The 14519-nt window shown below is 64.9% G+C and carries 10 protein-coding genes; 4 read left to right on the top strand and 6 right to left on the bottom strand.

Translation table 11 applies throughout. The features are described from left to right. Window positions 1-41: 41 nt before the first annotated feature. Both gyrA and F6S87_RS05135 read left to right on the top strand, forming a co-directional pair. Entirely contained in the window at window positions 42-2762 is a 2721-nt protein-coding gene (gyrA, locus tag F6S87_RS05130) for a DNA gyrase subunit A (RefSeq protein ID WP_163227482.1), read from the top strand. 324 nt (window positions 2763-3086) lie between these two features. After that, window positions 3087-3722: a DUF3566 domain-containing protein gene (locus F6S87_RS05135; protein ID WP_163227483.1), complete on the top strand. Its 636-nt coding sequence runs from the start codon at window positions 3087-3089 to the stop codon at window positions 3720-3722. A 276-nt stretch (window positions 3723-3998) separates the two neighbouring features. Here the strand turns inward: F6S87_RS05135 and trhA are convergent, their stop codons facing one another. The 3 genes from trhA to mscL all read right to left on the bottom strand — a co-directional run bounded on the left by trhA (window position 3999) and on the right by mscL (window position 6846). Continuing rightward, entirely contained in the window at window positions 3999-4838 is an 840-nt protein-coding gene (gene trhA, locus F6S87_RS05140; protein WP_231129343.1) for a PAQR family membrane homeostasis protein TrhA, read from the bottom strand. Between the two features lie 182 nt (window positions 4839-5020). Then, complete coding sequence (locus F6S87_RS05145) at window positions 5021-6088, bottom strand: VanZ family protein (RefSeq protein ID WP_331270754.1); 1068 nt, start codon at window positions 6086-6088, stop codon at window positions 5021-5023. 284 nt (window positions 6089-6372) lie between these two features. Next, the gene (gene mscL / locus F6S87_RS05150; RefSeq protein WP_163227484.1) at window positions 6373-6846 is read right to left on the bottom strand and encodes a large conductance mechanosensitive channel protein MscL; all 474 of its coding nucleotides are present in this window, start codon (window positions 6844-6846) and stop codon (window positions 6373-6375) included. Between the two features lie 357 nt (window positions 6847-7203). Between mscL and F6S87_RS05155 the strand changes: the two genes are divergently transcribed. Both F6S87_RS05155 and gdhA read left to right on the top strand, forming a co-directional pair. Further along, window positions 7204-8547: an MFS transporter gene (locus F6S87_RS05155; RefSeq protein WP_163227485.1), complete on the top strand. Its 1344-nt coding sequence runs from the start codon at window positions 7204-7206 to the stop codon at window positions 8545-8547. Window positions 8548-8811: 264 nt separating this feature from the next. After that, a complete protein-coding gene (gene gdhA, locus F6S87_RS05160; RefSeq protein ID WP_163227486.1) occupies window positions 8812-10158 on the top strand; it encodes an NADP-specific glutamate dehydrogenase in 1347 nt (448 codons plus the stop codon). Window positions 10159-10427: 269 nt separating this feature from the next. Here the strand turns inward: gdhA and araA are convergent, their stop codons facing one another. The 3 genes from araA to F6S87_RS05175 form a co-directional block, all read right to left on the bottom strand. Continuing rightward, window positions 10428-11951 carry an L-arabinose isomerase gene (gene araA / locus F6S87_RS05165; protein WP_163227487.1) on the bottom strand — a complete coding sequence of 508 codons (1524 nt, stop codon included), beginning with the start codon at window positions 11949-11951 and terminating at the stop codon, window positions 10428-10430. A gap of 79 nt (window positions 11952-12030) precedes the next feature. After that, window positions 12031-12723, bottom strand: coding sequence for an L-ribulose-5-phosphate 4-epimerase (locus F6S87_RS05170; protein WP_163227488.1), 693 nt, complete (start codon window positions 12721-12723; stop codon window positions 12031-12033). A gap of 65 nt (window positions 12724-12788) precedes the next feature. Continuing rightward, window positions 12789-14402 carry a xylulokinase gene (locus F6S87_RS05175; protein WP_163227489.1) on the bottom strand — a complete coding sequence of 538 codons (1614 nt, stop codon included), beginning with the start codon at window positions 14400-14402 and terminating at the stop codon, window positions 12789-12791. Window positions 14403-14519: the final 117 nt, after the last annotated feature.

The raw sequence follows: 14519 nt of genomic DNA on the forward strand, positions 1-14519 counted from the left end.
GAACGATTCGTCCGAACAAACTTGGTGAGTAAGGAAGAACAGTGGCAGACGAACCCACAGAATTTGGCTCCGAACACGAGCAGCCGCTGCCCGACGGCTCGCTGGAGCCGCTGAGCCCTCAGGAAAGCGACACGACCGATTACGGCCTGATGACCGGCGAACGCATCCAGCCGGTCGACCTGCAGGAGGAGATGCGGCAGTCGTACCTGTCGTACGCCCTCTCCGTCATCGTCGAGCGCGCGCTGCCGGACGTGCGCGACGGCATGAAGCCGGTGCACCGCCGCGTCATCTACGCGATGTACGACGGCGGCTACCGTCCCGACCGCGGCTACAACAAGTGCTCCCGCGTCGTCGGCGACGTCATGGGCAAGTACCATCCGCACGGCGACTCGGCGATCTACGAGACGCTCGTGCGCATGGCACAGAGCTGGTCGATGCGCTACATGCTCGTCGACGGCCAGGGCAACTTCGGCTCCCCAGGCGACGATCCGGCCGCCGCCATGCGTTACACCGAATGCCGCATGGCGCCGCTCGCAATGGAGATGGTGCGCGACATCGACAAGGACACCGTCGACTTCGTGCCGAACTACGACGGCAAGACGCAGGAACCGACCGTGCTGCCGGCGAGGTTCCCGAACCTGCTCGTCAACGGTTCCTCGGGCATCGCGGTCGGCATGGCGACGAACATTCCGCCTCACAACATGCGCGAGGTCGCCGACGGCGTCCACTGGGCGCTCGACCATCCGGAAGCGTCCCGCGAGGAGCTGCTCGAGGCGCTGATGCAGCGCATCAAGGGACCGGACTTCCCGACCGGCGCGACGATCCTGGGCCACAAGGGCATCGAGCAGGCGTACCGTACCGGCCGCGGCCTGATCACGATGCGCGCCGTCGTCAACACCGAGGAAATCAACGGCCGCATGTGCCTCGTCATCACCGAGCTGCCGTACCAGGTCAACCCGGACCGCCTGGTCGTCTCGATCCGCGAGGCCGTCCGCGACGGCAAGATCACCGGCATCGCCGACATGCGCGACGAGACGTCGGGCCGCACCGGCCAGCGCCTGGTGCTGGTCCTCAAGCGCGACGCCGTGCCGAAGGTGGTGCTCAACAACCTCTACAAGCACTCGCAGCTGCAGCAGACGTTCGGCGCGAACATGCTGGCGCTGGTGGACGGGGTGCCGCGGACGCTGTCTCTGGACGCGTTCATCCGCCACTGGGTCTCGCACCAGCTGGACGTCATTGCGCGGCGCACTGCGTACCTGAAGCGGGAAGCCGAGGAGCGCGACCATATTCTGCAGGGCTACCTCAAGGCCCTCGACATGATCGACGAGGTCATCAAGCTCATCCGCTCGTCCGCGACCGTCGAGACGGCGCGCACCGGCCTGATGGGGCTGCTCGACGTCGACGAGGTCCAGGCCGACGCCATCCTCGCGATGCAGCTGCGCCGCCTGGCCGCCCTCGAACGCCAGAAGATCCTCGACGAGCACGAGGAACTCATGCGCAAGATCGCCGACTACGAGGACATCCTCGCCCGTCCGGAACGCCAGCGCCAGATCGTCGGCGACGAGCTCGACGAGATCGTGGCCCGCTACGGCGACGACCGCCGCACGCAGATCCTGCCGTACTCCGGCGAGATGAACGTCGAGGACCTGATCGCCGAGGAGAACGTCGTCGTCACCGTCACGCACTCCGGCTTCATCAAGCGCACGAAGGCCACCGAATACCGCGCCCAGCACCGCGGCGGCAAGGGCATCAAGGGCACGCGCCTGCGCGAGGACGACGTCGTCGACCACTTCTTCCTGACCAGCACCCACAACTGGCTGCTGTTCTTCACGAACAAGGGCCGCGTCTACCGCATCAAGGCGTACGAGCTGCCGGAAGGCTCGCGCGACTCGAAGGGCCAGCACGTCGCCAACCTGCTGCAGTTCGCGCCCGACGAGCAGATCCAGGCCGTCCTCGCGATCCCGAACTACGAGGTCGCCGACTACCTGGTGCTGGCCACGCGTTCCGGCCGCGTCAAGAAGACGCGCCTGTCCGAGTACGATTCCCCGCGCCAGGGCGGCCTCATCGCCGTCCGCCTCAACGCGGACGAGGACGGCTCGAACGCCGACGAGCTGATCGGCGCCGGCCTGTGCAACGCCGACGACGACATCATCCTCGTCTCCAAGCTCGGCATGAGCCTCAAGTTCAAGGCCGACGACGAGCAGCTGCGCCCGATGGGCCGCCAGACCGCCGGCGTCCAGGGCATGAAGTTCCGCGAGGGCGACGAACTGCTGTCGATGGACGTCGTCTGGGGCGACGCCGACAAGGACCTCCTCGTCGTCACGAACGAGGGCTTCGCCAAGCGCACCGCGATCTCCGAGTACCGCCTGCAGGGCCGCAACGGCTACGGCGTCAAGGCCGTCCAGCTCGCCGAGGGCCGCGGCCACCTGGTCGGCGCCGTCGTCGTGGAGGAGGACGACCAGATCCTCGCGATCATGAAGTCCGGCAAGGTCATCCGCTCCGACGTCAACGAGGTCAACCGCACCGGCCGCAACACCCAGGGCGTCACGCTCGCCAAGCCGGACAAGAACGACGAGATCATCTCGATCGCCCGCAACGCCGAGAAGGACGAGGAGGAAGCCGCCTCCGAGGAAGCCGCCGAGGCCGAAGGCACCGGCGCTTCCGACAAGGCCACCGAAGTCGCCGCCGAAGGCATCCCGACCGTGACCGTCGACAACGGCTCCGGCGCCACCACCGAGGAAGTCCCCGAACAGGCCGAATAAGTCGGCAATGCAAATCCCCCGGAAGAGATCGCCTCGCTTCGCGGCTGCGTTGCCCGGCAATCCCTCTTCGGGGATTTGTTTTCCCGATGTCACAAACCCGAGCCCCGCAGCCCGGGTTTGTGACATCGGGGGAGGAGATGACAGGGCGGAAGAATCGTACCTGAAATGTTGCTGAAAGCCGGTGTCCAAAAACCTTTCGATCGTCGGCTTGCGCTGGTAGGCTCGGCAGTTAGTCTTGTGAGTAAGCCGTCCCGGCGCGTCGGACGATGGCATCGATTCATTTCGATTCGTTGAGAGTCACAGAGATTCATTGAAGGAGTTTGGATGAGCGACAATTCCCAGGGCAATACGCTCGGCAGCAGCACTCCGCAGGATGCCGATCCGTCCGCCACGCAGGTCTTCGGGGGCGCCGGCGACGGCGCGGACCAGGAGAGCGGCCAGGCCGCCGGTCGCCAGGCCCGCGGCCACGGCAAGAACGCCGGCGCCTCGCCGCGCGTCGCCCGTTCCGCGTCGAACCAGCCGCTGATCGCCGACAAGGACCGCCCCGACGAGAACCGTCCGGTCCGCCCGGTGCGCCGCAAGAAGGACAAGAAGCCGCGCGCCCGCCGCATGAACCTGTCGCTGACCCGCGTCGACGCCTGGTCGGTCGCCAAGGTCGCCTTCATGCTTTCGCTCGCCGGCGCCATCATCCAGATCGTCGCCGTCACGCTGCTGTGGTCGCTGCTCAAGGTCGTCGGCGTCTTCGACCAGGTCAACCAGATCTTCTCGTCGGCCGGCCTCGACTCGAGCGGCATCGACCTGACCAATATCCTGTCGCTGCCGACCATCCTGTCGGCCGTCTCGATCTTCTCGATCGTCGAGATCATCCTGCTGACGCTGCTTGCGACGATCTTCGCGCTGCTCTACAACGTCATCGGCCTGCTCGTCGGCGGCGTCCACGTCACCCTCGGCGACGACTGAGTCACCTGTCGCGATGATCGGGCCCCTGTCCGGCAACGAATGGGCCTGAAAATTACATACTTAAGCACCACCTGTCTGGTTTTGAAGGATGGGTGGTGTTTTCATATCCGACCGACTTCGCACTTTCCGGCGGGGCATTTGGAAAGTGCGAAGTTTTTGGTAGGCGGCAAACGTAATCATGGCCAGAAAATGGCCAAATGTCGCCATTTTTTGATCTGAAAAAGCGTGTCAAACTTCGCACTTTCCAAATGACCTCTTGGAAAGTGCGAAGTGTCCTCAGCGCATGGCACACACCGTCATGAAAATGGCCACCAAATGACAGGCATATCCGATCACGGTGCCCAAATGGAACAGCTCGTGGTAGCCGAAGACGCGCGGCCAGGGGTTGGGCTTGCGCAGCGCGAAGCAGACGGCGCCGAGAATGTAGGCCGCGCCGCCGCAGATCAGCAGGATGGTCGGCACCGGGCCGATGTACGGCGACGTCCAGAACAGGTGGATGATCGTGAACGGCGCCAGGCCCAGCACGCAGTAGACAATCGTGAACAGCCAGTCGAGGCCGTCGGGAAAGACGAGGTGGACGGCCGTGCCGATCAGCGCGACGGCCCAGATCACGACGAGGTAGACCCACCGGACCGTCGTGTTCGTGATCGCGAACAGGAATGGCGTATTCGTGCCGGCGATGACGAGGAAGATATTCGAGTAGTCGATGCGGACGAGGATGCTGTCGATGCGCGTGTACACGTGGCCGTGGCCGATGTGCAGCGCGGCCGAGACGCCGAACAGCAGCATCGCCGTCGCCGAGTAGATGCTGACGGCCGCCTTCATCGCGCCCGCCGGCGCCAGGCAGATCAGGACAATCGACGCGGCGACGCACAGCGGGAACGTCACGAGGTGGATCCAGCCGCGCATCAGCGGCTTCTCCATCAGCTGCTTGCGGCGCTCGCGGTACTCGCCGGCGTCGGCGATTTCCTGCCGGTGCTCGTGCAGCTGCCGCGCCGTCAGCGTCGTCTGCCGCCGCGCCGACTGCGCCATCAGCGCCCGGTTGGCGCTCGCCTTCTGCTTGCGTTTCGGCTCCACGGGCGCCGTCTTCCTGCTGCTGTTCTGCTTCGCTGTCATACCGTCCAGATTAGGGAACGATTCTTCCGTTTCGCTGTCATTCCTTCCACCAGCGCAGTCCGTCCGGGACAAGGCTCCCTGGAAGGGAGCTGTCGCCGAAGGCGACTGGGGGTCGCTGCGGCGTAGCCGCGCGCTGGGACGTGAGAAGGCGAAGAAACCTTTCTTGTTGATATCGCGAATTATCAGGCGTTGCGTCGCTGGCCGGGGATGAAGTCCCAGGGCATGCGGCGGGTGAAGATCCACAGGACGAGCAGCGCGCCGAGGACGATCCAGAAGCGGGCGTCCCACGTGACCATCAGCAGGAACAGCGCGCCGAGGACGACGGTGCGCAGGAAGTAGAAGCCGACGCGCGCCCAGCCGCGACGCACCTTCGTCTCGACGGTCATGTGCGTGTACATCGCGCCGAGCGTGCGGCCGTCGTGCGTGGCCGGAATCCACAGCTCGAAGATCAGGAACGAGACGAGCGCAATGGCCCAGACGCCGAGCTGGAGCAGGTTCGTGTCGACGGTCCACTGGACCAGGTAGAACGTGCCGTCGGCCAGCGGCGTGGCGACCTTGTAGAACAGGTGGATGAACGCGAGTGACACGACGAAGTAGACGAGGAACGCGCACAGGAAGTCGATCGCCATCGAGACCATGCGGTGCACGAAACCGGGCTTCGTGACGAGTCCGGGCGTCACGTCGACCTTCTGCGGCACGAAATGCGTGTAGATGGCGCCGACGATGTAGCCGAGAATCGCGCCGGTCGTGTTCGTCAGCATGTCGTCGACGTCGAAATGCCGGAACGCGCACGGATAGAGCCCCCAGACGCCGGTCAGCTGCGTCGTCTCGATGAACGCCGAGCAGCAGAACGCGAACGGGATGGCGACATACCATTTCCACTTCGCCCACCGGCACAGCATGAAGCCCATCGGCAGGAAGAAGACGACGTTCATCAGCAGCTGCAGCTGGTCGGTCAGGCCGCCGTGCAACAGCTGCGGCACGAACGCGAACAGGTCGAGCTGCGGGCCGTAATGGTGCGTCGCGCAGAATTTCGTCGGGTCGCTCGGTGCCGGAAACTGCGTGAATGTCAGCAGGCCGAGCGCGTACAGCACGGCAACGTAGGACGTGATCGCCGATCCCCACGTCAGCAAGTGGTTGCGGTGATAGATGAACGCGAGGATCGGCAGCGTGAGCACGGCGGACACGACCGGCCACAGCATCAGGGCGAGCGTGAACGATGAACTGAACAGGCTGACGTAGGCAATCACCCCTCCAGCCTACGGGACCGCCGTCATCCGCCGTCGCTGTCGGCGGAAAATACCGGAAAAATAGCGCCCTGGAAGGGAGCTGCCGAGCGGGGCCAGGCTGAGGGTCGACCGGCCGTCGCGCCGAAGGCGCGCGGACGCGCTGGAACGCAAGAAGTCCCGTAAAACCTCAGTCGTACGGGACTTCTCGACTTCCAGCGCGCACTCGCCGCCTTCGGCGGCATCGTGCGGTCGACCCTCAGGCCGCTTCGCGGCCAGCTCCCTTCCAGGGAGCTCGTGACACGGCCTTACTTCGTGGCGTGCTTCGCCTCGCGGGCCTCGGCCTCGGCGGCCTCATTCTGCTTCTTCAGCGAATCGCGAATCTCCTGCAGCAGGATGACGGTCTGCTCGTCCGGCGACAGGTCGGCGTCTTCCTTCGCGACATCGGCGGTGTCCTTGCCGCGGTGCTTGGCCATCTGGGCCTGCGTGAAGTCGCGGAACTTGTTGATCGGCAGCACGATGCAGAAGTACACGGCGATCGCGATGAGCAGGAAGTTGATGACGGCATTGAGCACGGCGCCGAACGAAACCGTCGCCCCGTTGTACGTGATCGTCCACGTGTTGCTCAGATCCGGCTTGCCGAAGATCATGGCAATCAGCGGATTGATGACGTCGTCGACGATCGAGTTGACGACGGTCGTGACCGCGGCGCCCATGATGACGCCGACTGCCATGTCGACCATGTTTCCGCGCGCAATGAATTTCTTGAATCCGTCCAGCATGACGCCTCCTTTGGTTGGGACTGGTTCGCCTCGCCGGGGGCTGGGTATGGAAAGTCGCGGGCCGGTCATCCGTAGGCCGATCACCCGCCGCATCGGCTTGGTTTTCCCGAAAACATCCCCCGTCGTGCAGCTCAGTCTAACTACAGTAAGCCGGCGATCCTGTCACCGTTCCGCATGGCGGTGCCGTGTTTTCGTCAAGCTGAAAACATTTGTCTAGCTGCTTCCCTGGTGTCACAAACCCGGGCCCGGCGTCGGGATTCGCGGCGTCAAGGGGACTGGTCAGCGTAGCTTGGTAGCGACATTGCCGGGCGGGAACGATCCGTCCGCGCGAATCGTTCCCGAAACAAAGAGGATGCCATGGCAGACGCGACGAACCACAAGGAGAAACTCATCACGCGCGACGTGGCGCTGATCATGGGCGCGACGTTCTTCTTCATGGCCGCGAACATGCTCGGCAACCCGATCATCGCCGGCTACTCCGGCTCGCTCGGCGCGAACGGCGTGATGATGGGCGTCGTCGCGGCGGCGCTGACGCTGACGTCGCTGTTCTGCCGGCCGGTCGCCGGCAACCTCGCCGACAAGACGAGCAAGCGCGTGCTCGCGTTCGCCGGCGCCGCGATCTACGTCGTGGCCGATGTCTGGTACGCCTGCGCCGGCAACGAGCTCTCGCTGCTGCTCGCGCGCATTGTCAACGGCGTCGGTTTCGCGTGCTGCTCGGTATGCCTGTCGACGTGGATGGCCATGCTGCTGCCGATCAGCCGCATGGGCGCCGGCATGGGCCTGTACGGCACGATGAACGCGCTCGCGCAGGCGATCGGCCCGGCGCTCGGCATCAAGCTGTCGAAAATGGTCGGCTACCGGCCGACGTTCCTCGTCGGCGCGGCGCTCGCCGTGCTGATGGTGCTGTGCGTCGTGCTCGTCAGGGATCCGGGGCTGCCGCTGTCGAGGAAGAAGGAACGATTCGTCCGCCAGGTCGAGGCGGGGGAGAGGCCCGGCGAGCCGCTGCCGGAGGCCGTCGCGACGGCGACCGAGGAAGTCGTCGAGAACCGGTCGCTGGCCGACCATGGCAAGCCAGTCAAGGCGCCGAAGTTCGACTTCAACCGGCTGTTCGAGGTCAAGGTCATCCCGATCGCGCTGATCTTCATGATGTTCGCCGTGCCGTACTTCGCGAACCAGTCGTTCCTCGTCGACTACGCGTCCGACCGCCACCTGGCGATCGCCGTCAGCATGTTCTTCCCGTTCTACGCGATCGCGATCCTGCTGCTGCGCATCTTCATGAAGGACTGGTTCGACACGAAGTCGTTCCTCTTCTTCCTGGTCATCTGCACGTTCGGCAACCTGCTGATGCTGCTGTGCCTGACCGTCATGACGAACAACCTCGTCATGCTGGCCGCCGGCATCTTCACGGCGTTCGGCTACGGCCTGATGAGCTCGGTCACGCAGGCGCAGGCCGTGCTGATCGCCGGCAAGGAACGCAGCGGCATGGCGAACACGACGTACTATGCCGGCATCGACCTGGGCATGTCGATCGGACCGCTGCTCGGTGGCGTCCTCTACGCCGGCGTCCCGATCCAGTGGTTCTACGTCATCCTGATGGCCACGATGCCGATCGCCTGGATCGTCTACGCCGTCTTCCACCGCACGATCAACGTCCCGAAGCACCCCGGTCCGATCAAGTCCGTCGAGGTGCATCACTGCTAGTTATTCCTGTTGTTTCTGGATGGCACCAACAAAGCTCCCTGGAAGGGAGCTGTCGAGCGTAGCGAGACTGAGGGTCGACCGCCGATGTCGCCGAAGGCGACAAGAGCGCGCTGGAACGCGAGAGATCATGTCACCGGAACGCAACGAGGCCAGTATGCTCCAGTTTGATGGTCGCGCCGCCGCTTTTCGGAAGAATCGTGTAAATGGAAGACAGTCTTCCTACAATGACGACTGAACTTATCCATCCACCCGAAAGGGGAGACAATGCTCACTGACGAGTATGTGAAGCGCGTGTACGCGAAGGTCGAGGAACGCGACGGCGACCAGCCGGAGTTCCTGCAGGCCGTGCGGGAAGTATTCGAGACGATTCAGCCCGTGTTCAAGGACCATCCGGAATACGAGGCGTCGGGCGTGCTCGAACGGCTCGTCGAGCCCGAGCGGCTCGTGAAGTTCCGCGTGGCGTGGGTCGACGACGCCGGCAAGGTACAGGTCAACCGCGGCTACCGCGTGCAGTTCAACTCGGCAATCGGCCCGTACAAGGGCGGCCTGCGCTTCCATCCCACCGTCAACGAAGGCGTCATCAAGTTCCTCGGCTTCGAGCAGATCTTCAAGAACTCGCTGACCGGCCTGCCGATGGGCGGCGGCAAGGGCGGCTCCGACTTCGACCCGAAGGGCAAGTCAGACGCCGAAGTCATGCGCTTCTGCCAGTCGTTCATGACGGAACTGTACCGCCACATCGGCCAGTTCACCGACGTTCCGGCCGGCGACATCAACGTCGGCGCCCGCGAGGTCGGCTACCTGTTCGGCCAGTACAAGCGGCTCGCCAACCAGTTCACCGGCGTGCTGACCGGCAAGGGACTCGAGTTCGGCGGCTCGCTCGCCCGCACCGAGGCGACCGGCTACGGCCTGTGCTACTACACGCAGGAAGCGCTGCGGGTTCTCCGCAATGATTCGTTCGCCGGCAAGACCGTCGTCGTCTCCGGCTCCGGCAACGTCGCGATCTTCGCGATCGAGAAGGCCCAGCAGCTCGGCGCCAAGGTCGTCACCTGCTCGGATTCGAACGGCTATGTCTACGATCCGTCCGGCATTGACCTGGACGTCGTCAAGGACATCAAGCTCGGCCACCGCGGCCGCATCGCCGAATACGCCGAGCGCGTCGACGGCGCCGAATACCACGAGGGTTGCCGCGGCGTGTGGACGGTGCCGTGCGACATCGCGCTGCCGTGCGCCACGCAGAACGAGATCGACGTCGAGGGTGCCCGGGCGCTCGTCAAGAACGGCTGCACCGTCGTCTGCGAAGGCGCGAACATGCCGTCGACGCCGGAAGCGATCGAGGTCTACCAGAAGAACGGCGTGCTGTACGGCCCGGCGAAGGCCGCGAACGCCGGCGGCGTGGCCGTTTCCGGCCTCGAGATGAGCCAGAACTCGTACCGCCTGTCCTGGTCGTTCGAGGAGACCGACGAACGGCTCAAGGGCATCATGGACAACATCGTCGCCGAGTCGCTCGCCGCCGCCAAGCAGTACGGCGACGAAGGCAACCTGATGGAAGGCGCCAACATCGCCGGCTTCCTCAAGGTCGCCAACGCGATGGTCGCCGAAGGCATCATCTGATTCGGCCAAAGTCCCCTGGAAGGAAGTCCCCTGGAAGGGGACCGCTGAGCGCGTGAGCGCGAAGCGAGGGGTCGACCGGCCGTCGTCGGCATGGCCGACGCGGACGCGCTGGAACGCAAGTGGTCCCGTAGAACTTGAGTTCTACGGGACCACTTGCGTTCCGTACCGCTCCGCGACTTCGTCGCTCCGCGGACTCCCACCGAAAACGCTTCGCGTTTTCGACTCCCTCTGAAGAGGGAGTTAGGAGGTGGTGCTCCTCCGTGGTGGGATCAGTGGCGGTTATCTAGGCGGTGGTAGATCTCCTCGATCTTCAGGTCGCGCTCGAAGGACTGCGGGGTGGTGTTGGCGTCGATGGTGGCCAGTTCCACGCCGGCGATGCGGGCGAAGTCTTCCCAGGCTTCGCGGCCGACGGACGTCGTCATGCAGGTGTGGTGCGAGGCGCCGCTCATCAGCCAGCACTCGGCCGAGACCTTGAGGTTCGGTTCCGGAGCCCACAGCGCACGGGCGCACGGCAGGTTCTTCAGCGAGCCGTCGGGCTCGACGACGTTGACGACGTTCATCGTCAGGCGGAAGCGCTCGCGGACGTCGGCCATCGAGACGACGACGGCGTCCTTGTGCGGCGCGACGGTGAAGACGAGGCGGACCGGATCGGCCTTGCCGCCGATGCCGAGCGGGTGGATCTCCAGCTTCGGCTTGGCGATCGTGCCGACCGACGGGGAGACTTCCAGCATGTGCGAGCCCATGATCTTCTCGTGGCCCTCGACGAAGTTGTACGAGTAGTCCTCCATCAGCGACGCGCCGCCCGGCAGGCCGTAGCCCATGACGGCGCCGATGCGCACGAGCACCGACGTCTTCCAGTCGCCTTCGGCCGAGAAGCCGTAGCCGTACTCCGACGGCAGGCGCTGGGCGCCGACGCCCGGCAGCTGCGGCAGCGTGCCGAGATCCTCGAAGTTGTCGACGGCGGCCGTGCAGTCGTTGGCCTGCATCATGTTGATCATCGCGGCCTCTTCCTTGGCGGCGATGTACAGCGAATCGTAGTCCTTCGCCGGGTCGAGCAGCGACGCCTCGACGTCGTACTTGGCCTTGTAGTCCTCGATGATGTCCTTGACCTGGTCGTCCTTCACCTGCTCGTACGCGTCGCACAGCTCGTTGACGGACCAGGTGTTGATCGACGCGCCGAACACGCGCTCGGCCTCGGTCTTGTCGCCCTCGGTGACGGCGACGTTGCGCATGTTGTCGCCCCAGCGCATCACCTTCATGTTGTTGGAGGCGTCCCAGCCGGCGCAGGCGCGGGCCCACGTGCCGATCTTCTCGGCGACTTCCGGATCGGTGTAGTGGCCGACGACGATCTTGCGCGGGATGCCGAGACGGGTCAGGATGTAGCCGAACTCGCGGTCGCCGTGGGCGGCCTGGTTCAGGTTCATGAAGTCCATGTCGATGGTTTCCCACGGGATCTCGAAGTGGTGCTGCGTGTTGAGCTGCAGCAGCGGCTTCGTGAGGACTTCGAGGCCGCGGATCCACATCTTCGCCGGCGAGAACGTGTGGCACCAGGCGATGATGCCGATGACGGCCGGGTTGGCGGACGCCTCGGTCATGAACTGCTTGACGCCGTCGGAAGACTTCAGCGTCGGCTTGAGGACGAGCTTGACCGGAATCTTGCCGGTCGCGTTGAGCGCGTCGACAATCTCGGCGGACTGCTCGGCGACCTGCCGCAGCGCCTCGTCGCCGTACAGGTCCTGCGACCCTACGCCGAACCAGATTTCCTTGCCTTCGAACGGGTTGGCCATCGTCATCGTGAGCTCCTTTACTCTCCGTGAACGGGTGATTGTGCTTGGGTTGGTTGGTTGGAAAAATTGGAACGATTCGTCCGTGTCAGTGTTGTCCGTAGACGTTCTGGTAGCGGTAGTTCAACTTGGCGATGTCTTCCTGCGGGATCTCGATGATCTCGCCGAGCTGCCTGGCGGCCCACATCGTGCGGGCGACTTCCTCGGTCATCGCGGCGGCCTTGACGGCGGCCTCCGCGTCCCTGCCGATCGTGAACGGCCCGTGGTTCTGCATGAGCACGGCCGGGGAGGACGGATACTTCTTCAGGGTCTCGACGACGCCCTCGCCGATCGCGTCCGAGCCGATGAGGCGGAACGGGCCGACCGGGACGGGGCCGCCGAACTCGTCGCCCATCATCGTCAGGCCGCACGGGATGTCCTGGCCGGTGGCGGCCCAGGCGGTCGCGTAGGTGGAGTGGGTGTGCACGACGCCGTACACGTCGGGCATGTGCCGGTAGATGTAGGCGTGGGAGAGGGTGTCGGAGCTGGGCTCCTCGGCGCCGTCGACGACGTTGCCGTCGAGGTCGCACACGACCATGCTGGAGGGGGTGAGGTATTCGTAGCGCAGGCCGGAGGGCTTGATGACCATGAGGTCGGCGGTGTGCAGGCGCTGGGAGACGTTGCCGGCGGTCCACACGACGAGGTTCCACTTGACGAGCTGGTCGTGCAGCCTGGCGACGACTTCGCGTACCTGCTTGACTTCGGCGACGACTTCCGGACCATAATCCTTCAATGTGGTCATGATGATGTCCCTTCGTATTGGATTCGTATTGGATGTGGTGGTGGATTTCGGTTGTGGTGGCCGATTCAGTCGGTCAGCGGGATCGTCTCGATCGCCGCGTGCTCGGTCGGGAGAGCCTGGACGAAGCGGCCAAAGAATCGTTCGAAGCCGGCGACATCGGCCGGATCCGGCTCCTCGACGGTGCCGGTCACGCCGGCGAAGACGTCGTCGTCGAGGAAGTCGGCGAGTGGCTTGTCGGCGTGGTGGAGATACTGCGCGAGGACGGCCATGCCCCAGGCGCCGCCCTCGGCGGCCGTCGACATCACCTTGATCGGGGTGTCGAACGCGGCGGCGAGGATCTTCTGCGCGACGACCGGCGTGGCGAAGATGCCGCCGTGGCCGACAAGCGAGTCGATCTGGACGCCCTCGTCCTTCGTCATGACGTCCATGCCGATCTTGACCGGGCTGAACGCGCCGAACAGCTGGGCGCGCATGAAGTTCGCGAGGTTCATGTGTGCCTCGGGGGAGCGCACGACCATCGGACGGCCCTGCTCGAGGCCGGCGAGGAACTCGCCCGAGCGGAACGGATAGCAGATCAGGCCGCCGCAGTCGGCGTCGGCCGAGTCGGTGATCGCGAGGTTGAACAGCGTGGCGAACAGCTCGTTCGTCGGCAGCGGCATGCCGAGCGCCTCGGCGAACTGGCGGAACAGGCCGACCCACGCGTTGAGATCGGACGAGAAGTTGTTGGCGTGGCTCATGCCGGCAAGGTCGCCGCACGGCGTCGTGACGAGATCGACTTCCGGATGGAGCCTGGCGAGCTTGTGCTCGAGGACGACGGTCGCGAAGATCGACGTGCCGGCCGAGACGTTGCCGGTGCGCACGCGCACCGAGTTCGTCGCGACCATGCCGGTACCGGCGTCGCCTTCCGGCGGTGCCATCGGGATGCCCGGCCGCAGCGTGCCGGTCGGGTCGAGCAGCAGTGCGCCGTCGGCGGTCAAGGAGCCCGCGTCGGTGCCGGCGACGAGCGGCGTCGGCAGCAGCTGCTCGATGGTCCACGGCTGGGCCTCGATCTCGGGCAGCGCGTCGAACTGGCGGACGAATCCGTCTTCGTAGGCGTGCGTCGTCGGGTCGATCGGGAACATGCCGGAGGCGTCGCCGATGCCGAGCACGCGGCGGCCGGTCAGCTTCCAGTGGACGTAGCCGGCGAGCGTGGTGACGTAGTCGATCGAGCCGACATGCGGCTCGCCGTCAAGCACGGCCTGCTCGAGGTGGGCGACCGACCAGCGTTCGGGAATGTTGTACTGGAACAGTTCGGAGAGCTTTTCGTGGGCGACCGACGTGTTCGTGTTCTGCCAGGTGCGGAACGGCACGAGCAGCTCGCCGGCCTTGTCGAAGGCGAGATAGCCGTGCATCATCGCCGAGAAGCCGATGGCCCCGACCGTGGTCAGGTCGAGGGCGTACGTCGTCCGGACGTCGTTGGCCAGACGGGCGTACGCGTCTTGCAGGCCCCGCCAGATCTCGTCGAGCGAGTAGCTCCACAGGCCGTTCTCGAGATGGCTGGCCCATTCGTGCTCGCCGGCAGCGAGCGTGTGCCGCTCGCCGTCGATCAGGACCGCCTTGATTCTCGTGGAACCGAACTCAATGCCGAGCGCCGTCGCGCCGGTGCGGATTGCCTCGGCTGCCAGTTCGTTCGTGGTCATGTCACCCTCCTTTGGGTGCGGGGCCGTCGTCGGTGACGGGGATTAATGGTGTTTTTTGAAGTTTGTTAACGCTCACACCGCGTTGGAAACCAGCGTACCATGGTCCGGTTCCGGAAG

It is taken from the genome of Bifidobacterium choloepi, assembly GCF_010667615.1.
GTDB lineage: Bacteria > Actinomycetota > Actinomycetes > Actinomycetales > Bifidobacteriaceae > Bifidobacterium > Bifidobacterium choloepi.

Bases quoted from the DNA above. Each gene is read 5' to 3' on its own strand.
- araA (WP_163227487.1), bottom strand. From the start codon at position 11,951: ATGACGATGGCCAACCCGTTCGAAGGCAAGGAAATCTGGTTCGGCGTA.
- trhA (WP_231129343.1), bottom strand. From the start codon at position 4,838: ATGACAGCGAAGCAGAACAGCAGCAGGAAGACGGCGCCCGTGGAGCCG.
- F6S87_RS05175 (WP_163227489.1), bottom strand. From the start codon at position 14,402: ATGACCACGAACGAACTGGCAGCCGAGGCAATCCGCACCGGCGCGACG.
- gdhA (WP_163227486.1), top strand. From the start codon at position 8,812: ATGCTCACTGACGAGTATGTGAAGCGCGTGTACGCGAAGGTCGAGGAA.
- F6S87_RS05170 (WP_163227488.1), bottom strand. From the start codon at position 12,723: ATGACCACATTGAAGGATTATGGTCCGGAAGTCGTCGCCGAAGTCAAG.
- F6S87_RS05135 (WP_163227483.1), top strand. From the start codon at position 3,087: ATGAGCGACAATTCCCAGGGCAATACGCTCGGCAGCAGCACTCCGCAG.
- mscL (WP_163227484.1), bottom strand. From the start codon at position 6,846: ATGCTGGACGGATTCAAGAAATTCATTGCGCGCGGAAACATGGTCGAC.
- F6S87_RS05155 (WP_163227485.1), top strand. From the start codon at position 7,204: ATGGCAGACGCGACGAACCACAAGGAGAAACTCATCACGCGCGACGTG.